This is a genomic window from Paenibacillus sp. EKM10P (assembly GCF_011800655.1).
GTDB lineage: Bacteria > Bacillota > Bacilli > Paenibacillales > Paenibacillaceae > Paenibacillus > Paenibacillus polymyxa.
On record NZ_JAALET010000002.1, the window covers coordinates 852,592 to 865,946 of the forward strand.

General features: G+C 45.1%; 8 protein-coding genes. 4 read left to right on the top strand and 4 right to left on the bottom strand.

Annotated features, from left to right (window positions below; all coding sequences use genetic code 11):
- Window positions 1-11: 11 nt before the first annotated feature.
- Window positions 12-2,186 carry a nitrite reductase large subunit NirB gene (nirB, locus tag HFE01_RS09385; RefSeq protein ID WP_107733341.1) on the bottom strand — a complete coding sequence of 725 codons (2,175 nt, stop codon included), beginning with the start codon at window positions 2,184-2,186 and terminating at the stop codon, window positions 12-14.
- Window positions 2,187-2,620: 434 nt separating this feature from the next.
- Here nirB and HFE01_RS09390 point away from each other — a divergent pair, with 434 nt between their 5' ends.
- From HFE01_RS09390 to HFE01_RS09405, 4 genes are all read left to right on the top strand, one after another.
- Window positions 2,621-3,862, top strand: coding sequence for a nitrate/nitrite transporter (locus HFE01_RS09390; protein WP_044785291.1), 1,242 nt, complete (start codon window positions 2,621-2,623; stop codon window positions 3,860-3,862).
- 378 nt (window positions 3,863-4,240) lie between these two features.
- Window positions 4,241-5,959, top strand: a complete 1,719-nt coding sequence (locus HFE01_RS09395; RefSeq protein ID WP_025365228.1) for an NAD-dependent malic enzyme — start codon at window positions 4,241-4,243, stop codon at window positions 5,957-5,959.
- 100 nt (window positions 5,960-6,059) lie between these two features.
- On the top strand, window positions 6,060-7,019 hold the full coding sequence (locus HFE01_RS09400) for an AEC family transporter (RefSeq protein ID WP_016822411.1): 960 nt from the start codon (window positions 6,060-6,062) through the stop codon (window positions 7,017-7,019).
- Between the two features lie 324 nt (window positions 7,020-7,343).
- A complete protein-coding gene (locus HFE01_RS09405) occupies window positions 7,344-9,107 on the top strand; it encodes a methyl-accepting chemotaxis protein (RefSeq protein WP_090889973.1) in 1,764 nt (587 codons plus the stop codon).
- Window positions 9,108-9,200: 93 nt separating this feature from the next.
- Here HFE01_RS09405 and HFE01_RS09410 read toward each other — a convergent pair whose 3' ends face one another.
- The 3 genes from HFE01_RS09410 to HFE01_RS09420 all read right to left on the bottom strand — a co-directional run bounded on the left by HFE01_RS09410 (window position 9,201) and on the right by HFE01_RS09420 (window position 13,346).
- Window positions 9,201-10,253, bottom strand: coding sequence for a glycoside hydrolase family 53 protein (locus HFE01_RS09410; protein WP_107733340.1), 1,053 nt, complete (start codon window positions 10,251-10,253; stop codon window positions 9,201-9,203).
- A 98-nt stretch (window positions 10,254-10,351) separates the two neighbouring features.
- Window positions 10,352-12,439 (bottom strand): beta-galactosidase, encoded by a 2,088-nt coding sequence (locus tag HFE01_RS09415; RefSeq protein WP_107733339.1) that lies wholly within the window; start codon window positions 12,437-12,439, stop codon window positions 10,352-10,354.
- A gap of 28 nt (window positions 12,440-12,467) precedes the next feature.
- Entirely contained in the window at window positions 12,468-13,346 is an 879-nt protein-coding gene (locus tag HFE01_RS09420; protein ID WP_016822415.1) for a carbohydrate ABC transporter permease, read from the bottom strand.
- Window positions 13,347-13,355: the final 9 nt, after the last annotated feature.

Here is a 13,355-nt window from a genome sequence, read left to right on the forward strand (position 1 = left end):
CCCACAATCCGTTAACCTGTCAGCATGGTGGACCGCAGGCTACCGGTCAGCTCACTTCGCAGAGTAACGTCGAGCACACTTTCCCGCAGCGCTAGAACGCCAGTCCGTTCAATCCATTCCCACATTTTCTCCCCATACCTAGCACTATGCCTGTATATTTGCAAGCAGGTTACAACCATCAGCACCACTTCTTCCGGATTCTCCTCCAATCCAAGCAGCAACCCCTGACGAACCGGATGTCCTGCATGGCCACCAGCATAAACCTCCCAACCTGCTGGAGATCGGGAGATTCCAATGTCATGGACAAGCACGCCATCGGGATACTCTGAACCCGGACTAACAGCAACCGCAACTGGTGACGGTAATGAAAGACTGCCCCATACTGCTGCCAGCCGCTCTCTCAGCCAGATCACTCCACCAGAAGCCTGATCGATCGGGGCAGGATCAACAAAATCCCTACGTTCAACATCCAAATTTGTAAAACTCAGGCCCACAGAACCCGCTTCCCCTTCGTATGGTACGGTGGGCTGAAGCGCAACGCCTATTCCCAGTTGATTTGTTGCAGATCCGTTCCGCAAACCTAGAGATTCCAGATAATAAAGTACAGCAGGACGACATAATTCACAGCCCTGCTGCCTGGTCCAACCGAGACGAGATACCACTTCCTCTAGAGTTCGACAAACTGCCTCCACCATCGCTGTCTTAAGCGAATCATGATCATAATGCGTACAACCACACACAGGAACAACTTCTTGAGCAGTCGGAGTAACCACAGGTCCAGAAGCTGTCGCTCGGGACAAACCATTTTTGACCAGTGCAGCCACTAGCGGCCGGCAACCACCGCAGGAACCGGACGCTTTGGTCCGGCTCTTCACCTCTTCGACTGTTTTCAGCTTATCTGTGGCAATCACTCGCAAGATATCCCCCTTGCTCACACCGTTACATGCGCATACCGTCTCTCCTTCGGGCAATGCTTCCGCAGCATCCTCTGCTTTGCTTTTGCTGTTATTCTGAGGTGTAAGCCCTGTAGTTGGCGCGCCGCGCCGTACCATTCCAAGCAGCGAGGTGCTTTCCGCCGTATCCCCGAATAAAATCGCTCCAGTAATAGCGCCAGCGCGCATCATCACTTTTTTGTACATCTCCTGCATACCGTTATATTCCATGATCGCAATCTCGTTTCCCTCTTCACGAATGTCTCCTGCCGAAAACACATGAATTCCCGCAACCTTGAGCTGGGCATAGGGAACCGTCCCTTCATAAGGAGCCGTTTCACGACCACAAATCACCTTTGCCAGCACTTTGCCCTGCTCATATAGCGGCGCCACCAGCCCATATGAAATTCCACGGTGCTCAGCACATTCGCCAACTGCGTAAATACCAGGAATACTCGTGCGCATATAATCATCCACGACAATGGCACGGTTTACTGTCAGACCACTGTCCTGAGCCAAAGCGATATTGGGCCGGATACCAACCGCCAGCACGACCAAGTCTGTTTCCAATCTGTTCCCGTCCGCAAACATCAATCCTTGTGCCCGGTTGCGACCTATAATATTGACCGTATCCTTCGCCAAATGAAACCGCATGCCCTGCTGCTCCAACCGCCGTTGTAAAAGCACAGCCGCAGTACGGTCAAGCTGACGATTCATCAGATACTGCGCATTATGAACAACGTCAGTTTCCATCCCTAGATTCAGCAAGCCTTGAGCAGCCTCAAGCCCCAATAGCCCTCCTCCGATGACGGTGGCCTTGCGATACGTTTTGGCATATCTGGCCATGGTTTCACAGTCATTTACATCACGAAAAGCGATTACTCCCTCTTTTCGGACTCCGGGAATGGGAGGTATGAAAGGCAAAGAGCCAGTTGCCAGTATGAGAATGTCATAGGGCTCTTGAATGCCGGATTCCGTTTCCACCATACCGGTTGCTACATCAATACGACACACACGTTCACCGGCTTGCAACTTTACCCCATTTTCTTCGTACCAGTCCCAGCTATGGGTAACAATATGTTGGAACGAGCTCTCCTCCTGAAGCATTTTGGACAGGAGCACACGGTTGTATCCGGGACGTGGCTCTGCACCAAATATTGTGATTTGGAACCGCTCCGGCTCCAGACTGAGAATTTCCTCCACACATTTGATGCCTGCCATACCATTACCGATGACGACCAGTCTTTTTATCATAATTAATCCAGCCCCATTCTCTGAACCTAAAATAAGACAGAAAAAGCCCTTCTCCATTCGATGGAAAAGGGCACCGTTGCCGTAAATGTCGGCACATCGTTGTACCGATATGTACTTAAGATTACTGAATTGTGAGTATGATGTCAATATTCAATACATGAAACCTGTATTCAAACCTATTTTTTTAATTTATTATAATTTTAATGTTATGTATATTGACACAAGTAGAATGTCTTTTTATAATTTGAATTAAAATCACTACCATGTGATCATACCCAAGCGATGCACAATGAAGTGTGTCAAACACGGCAATGAAGCCGCAAAACGTTCCCAATATCAATGACGGGACGATTTGCGGCTTTTTATGTTCAGCAGAGGGCTGAAGTCTAAGGCCTGAGCTCTACAAACCCCAATAAGAACAGGAGAGATGGAGAATGAAGAAAAAAAGTTTCTGGCACAGCGGACACAAGCCCACCCTTTTTGGCTCTTTTTTGTATTTTGATATTAGCTTTATGATATGGGGGATGATTGGACCGTTGGTCGTTGTCATTGCTAATGATTATCCAATGGACCCTGTACAAAAAGCCAACCTTGTCGCTCTCCCGATACTCAGCGGCTCTCTGTTGCGACTTGTGCTTGGATTCATGTCAGATTATATCGGTCCGAAGCTCACGGGACAGATCGGTATGCTTGTCACGATCATTCCTCTCCTGCTCGGCTGGCTGTGGGTTGATTCGCTGGAGCAGTTGTACACTGTCGCCCTGCTTCTGGGTGTGGCCGGCGCCTCATTTGCAGCTGCACTACCGTTGGCTGGCCAATGGTACCCCAAAGAGCATCAAGGTCTGGCCATGGGAATTGCCGGTGCCGGCAACAGCGGGACCGTCCTCGCAACTTTGTTTGCCAACCGTATTGCCCAACATTTTGGCAGTTGGGAGGTCGTGTTTGGATTGGCCATTATCCCAATTTTCATCGTCTTTGTTCTGTTCAGTATTTTTGCCCGCAACAGCCCTCATCGCCCAGTACCAAAAAGTCTGGCGCAATATGCTTCGGTGCTCAAACAGAGGGATGCCTGGGTGTTCTGTGCCTTTTATTGCGTGACGTTCGGTGGGTTCGTCGGCCTTTCTAATTATTTGACCATTTTCTTCAATACCCAATACGGCCTCTCTGCGGTGCATGCCGCTGATTTTGCAACCGTTTGTGTGATTGCCGGAAGCTTCTTTCGTCCTGTAGGCGGCTTTTTGTCTGACCGGATTGGTGGTTCTCGCATGTTAATGTATTTGTATGCCGGGGCCGGGATGATGCTCGCCAGCATTGCATTTTTGCCACCACTTGCCGTAGTCGTAGTTCTGCTGTTCGTAGGCATGATGTGCCTTGGGGCTGGCAACGGCTCCGTATTCCAGCTTGTGCCGCAGCGATTCGGCAACGAAATCGGGCTTATGACCGGCATCGTCGGGGCTGCTGGTGGCATAGGCGGATACTGTCTTCCTCTTATTCTGGGCCATCTGTACAAATTAACGGGTTCTTACATGCCTGGCTTCATCTGTCTAAGTCTGATCACATTCTGTGCTTTTGTCCTCGTCATTATCATGCAATTGAAATGGCGCAACAGCTGGATGCAACGCTCTGCTCCAGGCGCTAATGAAGCCGTTAACCGAATCGGAGAATTAAATATCTGACTATCCACTAAATAGACAGCCACCAAACGTTTAGATTTTAAGCCTCAATTATCCCTTATAATAAACAATAGCTTAACTTCATTTATAAAAAAATGAAGTTAAGCTATTCCTCTATACATATTCAATCAAATTATAAAAGCTATGAAAAAAGTCACATTTATTGAATATTTACCGAAAATATTATGAAAATTAGATGAATTTTTCATTTGAAAATCATTGAAATCCGCTTTCATTTTCATATTTTTTCTTATGTAAACACTTATATAACCATTTTTCACACAACATACTTGTTCACTTGGTTTAAAATAAGGCGTATACTTGTTCACGAATTGTTCAAGGATTAACCGAATGTATTTTTTTAGAAAGAAGGAATTGGAAATGCGTGCTTTTCATGTTACGGAAGATGGAACTATCGAAACCAAATTAACCGGAAAAGATCTTCTTGCCAACCCACTGCTGAACAAAGGAGTGGCTTTTACACTGGAAGAACGTCAGCAGCTCGGACTTGACGGCCTCCTTCCTCCTACCATACTCACGATTGAGGAACAAGTTCAACGGGTGTATGAGCAATTTCAAAGCCAGCCGGATAATTTACGTAAAAACGTTGCATTAAATGATCTTTTTAATCGGAATACTGTCCTTTATTATCGTTTGCTTTCCGAGCACTTGAGCGAGATGCTTCCGATTGTCTATACACCAACAGTCGGTCAGGCTATTCAGGAATACAGTCATGAATATCATAAACCGGGCGGTATGTATCTATCTATTGATAATCTTGCTGGCATCAAAGAAGCTTTTAAAAATTTGAACTTGGGTCCTGATGATATCGATCTGATCGTAGCCACAGATTCTGAAAGTATTTTGGGAATTGGGGACTGGGGAGTTGGCGGTATTAACATCTCTATTGGTAAGCTTGCTGTATATACAGCCGCTGCTGGTATTGATCCTAGCCGGGTACTGGCCGTTGTGCTGGATGCAGGTACAAACAATGAAAAGCTGTTAGAAGATCCTTTATACATGGGGAATCGTCATAAGCGTGTACGTGGAGAACAATATGATCAATTTATTGATACTTATGTTCAAGCTGCACTTTCTTCTTTCCCGAACGCACTGCTGCACTGGGAAGATCTAGGTAACGTCAATGCTCGGAATATTATTAATAAGTACGGAAATAATATCTTAACGTTTAATGATGACATTCAAGGTACCGGTGCAGTTACACTTGCAGGTGTGATGTCTGGTGTCCAATTGTCCGGAATCCCTCTGAGCAAGCATCGGGTTCTAGTGTTTGGTCCAGGAGCTGCCGGAATCGGCAATGCAGACCAAATTAGTGCGGCCATGATGCTGGAAGGATTGTCAGAAGCTGAAGCAAGACGTAACTTCTGGGCATATGATTACCGTGGCCTGCTTACCAATGAAACGGAAGGACTTTTGCCATTCCAGGTTCCTTATGTGCGTGATGCTGCCGAATGCCGTGACTGGGAGCATGCTGAAGATGGCAAAATCCCTCTGCTTGAAGTTATTCGCCGCGTGAAACCGACGATTATGATCGGAACTTCCGGTGTTGCTGGAGCATTTAGTGAGGAAATCGTGAAAGAGATGGCTAAGCATACAGAACGTCCTATTATTATGCCAATGTCCAATCCGACTCCTCTGGCGGAGGCAACTCCTGAAGACCTGATCCACTGGACTGAAGGAAAAGCGCTTATTGCAACAGGAAGCCCTTTTGAGCCAGTAATCTACAACAATATTACGTTTGAAATTGGGCAATCCAACAATGCTTTTGTATTCCCGGGTCTTGGTCTTGGAGCAATCGTAGTAAAATCCAAAATTATAACAGATAGCATGTTTGCAGCAGCTGCCCATGCAGTAGCTCAAATGGTTGATTTGTCACAGCCTGGTGCTTCCCTGCTGCCAAAAATCAACGAACTGCGAGAAGTATCTGAAGCTGTAGCAGTGGCCGTCGCCAAGGCAGCCGTACAAGATGGAGTAGCGCGTCATCAGCCGGATGATATCGTACAAGCGGTTCGGGAATCCATGTGGGAATGCAAATATAAACCCATCAAACAGTATGGACAGGAAGCCGTTCTGGTTTAAAAATAGCGAACAACATCAAAATTTATACTTGCTGTAAGCAAAGTGATTATTTAACTGATGTCCGCCATTTTTGGCGGACATCTTTATTGGAGGCGACATCATGGCTACAGGTCATATCTTTATTATTTTAATTCCTATTTTCTTTGTCATTTTAATTGGTTATTTTGCAGGTTTTTTTAAGGCCTTTAACCCAGCTTCTTCTAAGGGACTAAATACACTGGTAACCAAATTTGCTTTACCTGCACACTTGTTTATTGGTATTACGACGACACCACGAGAGACGTTAATCCAAAAGTGGCCCTTTCTTGTTGCTTTGCTGCTTGGGGTGATTGGCTTTTATATTGTATTGCTCATCTTATATCGCTTGATTGCAAAAAAAGGCCTGACAGAATCCTCCATGTTCGCATTGAATTCGACACAGCCCTCTTTTGCATTCATGGGGATTCCCGTTTTGGGAAGCTTGTTCGGAAGTGCGGCAGTCGCCATTCCTATTGCGATTACCGGCATCGTTGTTAATGCGATTCTTGATCCACTTGCAAGTATTTTGGGAACGGTCGGCCAGCGCAAATCAACACAATCTGACGACACAAAAGGCAATTTATTTAAAGTCACTATAAAATCTGTCCTTCATGGACTCAGTGAACCGCTGGCTTGCGTACCCTTGATTGGTGTTGTATTGACTTTATGCGGATTCCAAGCTCCAAAACTTTTGCAATCTATGTTTGACCAAATCGGCAATATTACTGCGGGTACGGCTCTATTTGCTATTGGGGTAACTATTGGGATTAAAAAGATTACGTTCAGTCCAAAAGCACTTAGTATCGCTGTGCTGAAAGCGATCGTAATGCCTATGGTTATGCTCGGTATTGCTGTTCTGATCGGACTGTCCCCTGAGGATGTAACCAAAGCCGTACTGCTTGTCGCATTTCCCGGCTCTGCTGTAGCCGCTATGATCGCGACCCGCTATGAATCACTGGAAACAGAAGCGGCATCTGCATTTGTTATAAGCTCAGTATTATCGCTTATTTCGCTCCCTCTGCTCATTTCACTACTTGTATAATGACAGAAAGCTTTCAACGTTCAGCGAAAGACTGTTATATATAATGATTAAGGGCATTCGTTCGCCCGCATTTATCTTATTTTTTAAATATTGTTCAAACAATAAAGTAATTTAGTTGTATTTGAGTTGAAACCAGCTATCCTGTCTTGCTAGCAAGCGGCGACCTACATTTATTGCATGTGGGTTGCCGCTTTTGTTTTTAGTGAAACCAGTAAGTATATCCCAATTGTAATAATTCGCTAACATTTATAAAGGAAATTGACGAAATATATAAGGGATAGCTGTACTGTAGCATTAAATTAAAATTTAAAGGAGAAGAAACTTGTGAAAAACTTGAAGTGGAGCACTATGTCCTTTTTTGGTAAAAATCTATTAATATCTTTTCTTAACATCGTATTAATAGGTGCTATTCTTATCACATCTAGCTATATACTTCAAAAGAACATTCTCACCACGCAGCTGCAAGATCAGGTTAAAGTGCTGACCAAAAAATGGGCAGAAGATGTTGACAAAACAAAAGTACAACAAGCATTAAGCGAAAAAGATTATAACGGTTCTGTTCAACAGGAATTACGTAAATTTCTAGATTCTATTCACACATTTTATCCTAATGTCGCCCAAGCTTACATATTTGGGACAGAACTAAAAGAAGGAAATCAAACCTCCATTATTGGCGTTCCCACTAATTTGGTGCAAGCTTTCCAAGACTCGAAGATGAACATTGGGGATATGTACACTCTGCCTGACGAAAATGCAGAAGCCGTAAATAAAGTGCTTCAATCCAATGAATCAGCATTGAGCAGCTTTTATACGGACGAATATGGCACATGGACTACGATTGTTTACCCGATTACAGATGCAAGTGGTAAAGTCACAAGTGCAATTTACTTTGACGTAGATGCGAGCTCTGTACCTACGGGTCTTCATAAGCTGCTTGTATATGGTGTTTCACTGCTCATTCTGTTTCTTGCTATCTTCTTGACGATTCAATACTTGCTGGTAAAACGCACGCTCTCCCCAATTCGTTCCTTGATGAAGGGAATTGAAGAAGTCAGCGAGGGTAATCTGAATGTGAAAATTAAGACAGGACTAGACGACCTTGGTATTATCAATCAAAAATTTAATTCTATGATCAAGCGCCTTAACGATACAATGGTGAAAGTACAGGATACGACGCAAGAAGTAACGGGATCAGCCCAGGAATTGTTAAGCATCAGCGAGAAAAACAGTACGAATACAAACGTCATTAACAACAATATCCGGGAAATAACCCAGGGGCTTGAAGCTCAGGATCACGCAGCACTTGAAAGCTCCAGGGCTATGAATGAAATGTCTACAGTGATCCAAACCATCGCTGAAAGCTCCTCTTCTGTTGCGGATCAAGCTTATTCCATGGAAAAGCGCTCCGTTGAAGGCAATCAGGTAGCTCAAAAGCTATCCACTCAGATGGACTCTATCTCCACTACAATGGAAAGTACAGTTGATTCCGTTAATGCATTGCAGAACCGTTCTAACGAAATCAGTAATATTGTAAGCATCATTACCGGTATTGCCAGCCAAACGAATCTGCTTGCCCTCAACGCTTCGATTGAAGCTGCCAGAGTCGGCGAAGAAGGCAAAGGTTTTGCAGTAGTAGCTGGAGAAGTGCGTAATTTGGCTGAACAGTCTCAAGAATCCGCCAAACAAATTGCAGAGCTTATTGAAGAAATTCAAAAAGAGATTGAACAAACTGTAAAAGGCATTAGCCTGGGTACAAAAGAAGTTCACGTCGGACTGGAAGTTACGAAGCAGACAGGCGAAATGTTCTCTGAAATTTTAGAAGCGTCCAACAAAGTGTCGTCACAAATCCAGGAGGTATCCAGTGCAACTGAGCAAATCTCGGCCAGCACGCAGGAAATGTCAGCTACCTCGGACGAGTTGTCTTCCACAGTTAGCAAAACAGTCAACAGCAGCAAACAAATTGAACAAACCATTGGGGAACAGACAGAGTCTATGGCTTCGATTGTCCAAGCTTCGGACAAGCTTACATTGATGTCCGGGGAGCTGGAAGAGCTTATTTCATTCTTCAAGGTAAACCGGGAAGTCTAAACATTATAACTACCCAATCATCATAAAACAAAGAACCTCTAATCTGCATAGAATGCGCATTAGAGGTTCTTTGATATGCTCTTACATCGTTCTTTAGTTTAAAAAGCCTTCCAACGCTGAGGTTGGCTTACCGTCAGCCTGCCAAGCACCTTTGTTATAGCCTTGATTATAACCTGGGGTTGCAGCTGGCTCCCAATAAAATACGCCCACGCCTTTACCGCCTCCGATACTCCGAACCTTCGTTTTGATTGCAGAAATAAACGCCTTGGAAGCAGCAGGTTCATTATATTCCATGCCGATTTCACTGATAACAATGCCTTTACCATATTTCGCAATGAGGCTATTGGCATTGGTAATCGTCTGATCCACCTTACCCTGCCAATCAGAGGAAGACGGATATAAAGACAGTCCAATAAGGTCAAACTGAGCTCCATTATCAATCAGTCCACCAATGTTCCAGTTCAAAACAGAACTGTTATCCCCGTTAGCTAAATGTACGATCGTCTTGGTGCTGCTGCTTACGGATTTAACAGCGTTATTCCCTGTATTGACGAGCCACGCATAGTTTTTCATATTCACTGAGGCTTTGCCGTCATCCCAGAGCATGCCATTGTTCGTTTCATTGCCGATTTGCACCCAAACCGGTGTCACACCCTTGCTCTTCATCGTGTTCATAACATAGACGGTATGGGACCAGACCGCATCCATAAGTTGTGTAAATGTAAAATTGCGCCATGCGTAAGGCTTATTCTGCTGTCCTGGGTCAGCCCATGAATCGCTATAATGCAGGGTCAGCATAACGCTCATGCCTAACTTTTGAGCTCGCTGCGCAAGCTCTGCTGCCTTCTCGGCATTCATGTATCCGCTTGCATAATCCTTCATGTCAGGATTTACCCACACTCGAATACGAACCGAATTGATCTGATAATCGTCCCGTAAAATTTGCAGCACATCCCGGCGAACCCCTTTTTTATCCTTCCAGGTCATACCTTGGGCTTCCATCCCTGCGACCCAGCTTATATCTGCTCCTTTGGCGAAAGCAGGGGCGGCCGAAGCCGCACCCACTCCCATAGAGCCCAATGGGTACAAAAAGCTGGATAACAAGATCAACATCGCAAATACCATAGTACGTTTACCTGTTTTCATAAGTCATCCCCTATCTAAATTGTATACTCACATTGCCTCTGGCCAATCCACCTGCTCCCTCACTCGGGAATCAGCGGCGATCACATGTATAACGTGTTCTAATTATTGCGCTCTGTCTTTAGAACCTTAACAGCATAGGCACCCAATTGAACGCTGCTGTCTGCTATCACAAGATTTTCAAGCATATCCGTATAAGTTCGTCCATCCAGTGTAATCTCTTGCGGCTCATGCGTAAAATTCATTACAAAAATATAATCATGAACTCCATCGGTACGAATCGCTGTGTTCACTCCATGTGGCAACTGCACATCGAGTGCTTTACTGAGACCTGCCTCATCAATTAAACTCTTGTAAAAATGACTATGGAATAGTCCGGTGTTGCGTGATGCGATGTAATAAGCTTTTCCCTGTCCCAAACGGTTCACCGTCAAAGCTGGACGTCCTGCATAAAAGTCTGTCCCGTACTTAGCCAGTACCTCTGCACCCTCCGTATGAATGAGATCGCACAATTCTACAGCTTCATACTCCTCCCGTAGATCCAACTCATTGCCTTCAATCGGTATAATGTAGTTACGATCATGATCATGCAATCCATCAATCTCTTCCGACCAGATTCCCAGCGTCTTACGAAGCGGTCCTGGAAAGCCTCCAAGGAAGCACAAATCATGTTCATCCACAATGCCGGACCAATAGGTTGCTACGAATGTGCCCCCGTTTTCAACAAACTTCTGTATGCGCTCCCCTACACCGCTGCGGACCATATACAACATCGGAGCGACCAAAAGTTTATATTTGGAGAAATCTGCATCCATATGAATGACATCTACTGGCACTCCCTGCTCCCACAATGCCAAATAATGTGCTTCAGCTGTCTCCTCATATTTCACGCCTTTGTTCCGCGGCCCCTGTGAATCGTTGATTCCCCAACGGTTCTCCCAATCAAAAATGACTGCGGCCTCAGCCGGTACGGATGTACCGATCACCTCTTCCAGTTTTTCCAGCGCATGACCGACATCTGTCACATCCCCGAATACCCGAGTATGCTCGTGTCCTACATGATCGACGACTGCACCATGCAGCTTTTCACTCGAACCGCGGCTTTTCCGCCACTGAAAATATTGAACAGTGTCTGAGCCGTGCGCCACAGCCTGTAAAGACGATAGCAGATGCATGCCCGGTCGCTTCAGCTTGCTAACGTCTTGCCAGTTTGTCAAACTTGGCGTACTTTCCATGAGCATCCAAGGCTTCCCACCTTTAATGGAGCGAATAATATCGTGCATCATTGCCACTCTTGCAGCCTGCCGGCTATCATCTCCTTCACGGTCATGCCAGGTCGGATAACTATCCCAGGATATAACATCGAGCAGATCAGCAAACTTCCAGTAATTCAATCCTTCGAAAAACTCCATTAAATTGGTTGTGACTGGAATGTCCGGATTTGCAGCCTTAAGCGGCACAATCTCATGCTTGATAAAATCTGCGGTCTGTTCGGTTACAAATCGTCTCCAGTCCAAATTCATGGCATGAACCTGCGTTTCACCATGAGGTGCTGGAGATTCGACTTGGCTCCAATCTGTAACTGTATGACTCCAAAATGTTGTCCACCATGAATGATTAAGCTGATCCAGCGTACCATATTTATCCTGCACCCAAGTGCGAAACGCCTCCTGACAATAATCACAGTGACAGTCTCCACCAAATTCATTGGAAATGTGCCAGCCAATAACAGCAGGATGATTAGCATATCGCTCAGCCAGCTCCGTATTCATGATACGTACTTTTTCCCGGTATACAGGCGACGTATAACAGTGGTTATGTCGAAACCCGTGCAAGTTACGGACACGGTTAACCCCTACACGCAGCACCTCGGGATATTTTTGTGACATCCAGGCTGGTCTTGCTCCGCTCGGAGTGGCCAAAAACGCATAGATTCCGTTCTCAGCAAACGAATCCAGAATACGATCCAGCCATTCAAACGTAAACACACCTTCCTCAGGCTCCAAGGATACCCATGAGAAAATGCCGACAGACATCACGTTACATTTGGCTAGTTTCATCAAGCGGATATCCTCCGCTAACACCTCGGGATATTGCTGCCATTGTTCCGGGTTATAGTCTGCTCCATGCAGCATACGCGGAACTCGCTCACTAATGGGAGGGTACTTGGTTATGTTTGGATATGTCACTGTAAATCATCTCCTTGTATTAGTTCTGTTACTCTTTGACGGAACCTAACGTCATACCTTTAACAAAATACTTTTGTAAAAATGGATATACAATAAGAATAGGCGCTGCACCAATGAAAATTTGTGCTGCATTAACCGTCGTCTGAGACAGTAATTCCATCTCTTTCGGACTCATGCTCATGGAGCTCATATCCTTCTGTATAATTACAGTTTGCAGGAACGTCGCCAGCGGATAATCCTTTGCATTGCTCAAATAGAGCAGACCATCAAACCATGAGTTCCAATGAAATACCATACTGAACAGCGCAATCGTCGCAATGGAAGGCATGGATATCGGTAAGAAAATACTAAACAATGTCCGAAAATGCCCTGCTCCGTCGATCAATGCCGCCTCTTCCATCTCTTTGGGGATACCTCTGAAAAAGTTCAGCATAAGAATGACCAGAAATGTATTGACCGCTCCTGGCAATACAAGTACCCAGAAGCTGTCCATAAGATGAATCTTTTGAATAACCATATAAAATGGAACCAGACCACCGTTAAAAATCATACTAAATACAAACAGCCATGAATAAATGTTGCGACTACGGAACACCGTGGTTTCCTTCGAAAGCGGATAAGCAGCTAAAAAGGTAATCAGCAGCGTCAAGCCGGTTCCCAAGACAGTTCGGCAGACGGAAATCCAGATGGAGTGCAGAAAAATTGGGTTATTCATCGTCTTCTTATAGGCTTCTAAAGAAAATTGCACTGGCCACAGTCCAACCAGATTAGCATCTGCTGCTGATTTAGCACTAAACGATACCGCCAATACATGAATCAGTGGAACAATACACATGATAGACAATATCACAAGCAAGCAAATGTTGAACACATTAAAAATGCGGTATGGCGTTGTTTTATGATACATGACTCTCCC

What these genes read in the sequence shown, in the direction of transcription:
- HFE01_RS09410 (WP_107733340.1), bottom strand. Translation starts at nt 10,253, where the DNA reads ATGAAAACAGGTAAACGTACTATGGTATTTGCGATGTTGATCTTGTTA.
- HFE01_RS09420 (WP_016822415.1), bottom strand. Translation starts at nt 13,346, where the DNA reads ATGTATCATAAAACAACGCCATACCGCATTTTTAATGTGTTCAACATT.
- HFE01_RS09400 (WP_016822411.1), top strand. Translation starts at nt 6,060, where the DNA reads ATGGCTACAGGTCATATCTTTATTATTTTAATTCCTATTTTCTTTGTC.
- HFE01_RS09395 (WP_025365228.1), top strand. Translation starts at nt 4,241, where the DNA reads ATGCGTGCTTTTCATGTTACGGAAGATGGAACTATCGAAACCAAATTA.
- HFE01_RS09390 (WP_044785291.1), top strand. Translation starts at nt 2,621, where the DNA reads ATGAAGAAAAAAAGTTTCTGGCACAGCGGACACAAGCCCACCCTTTTT.
- nirB (WP_107733341.1), bottom strand. Translation starts at nt 2,186, where the DNA reads ATGATAAAAAGACTGGTCGTCATCGGTAATGGTATGGCAGGCATCAAA.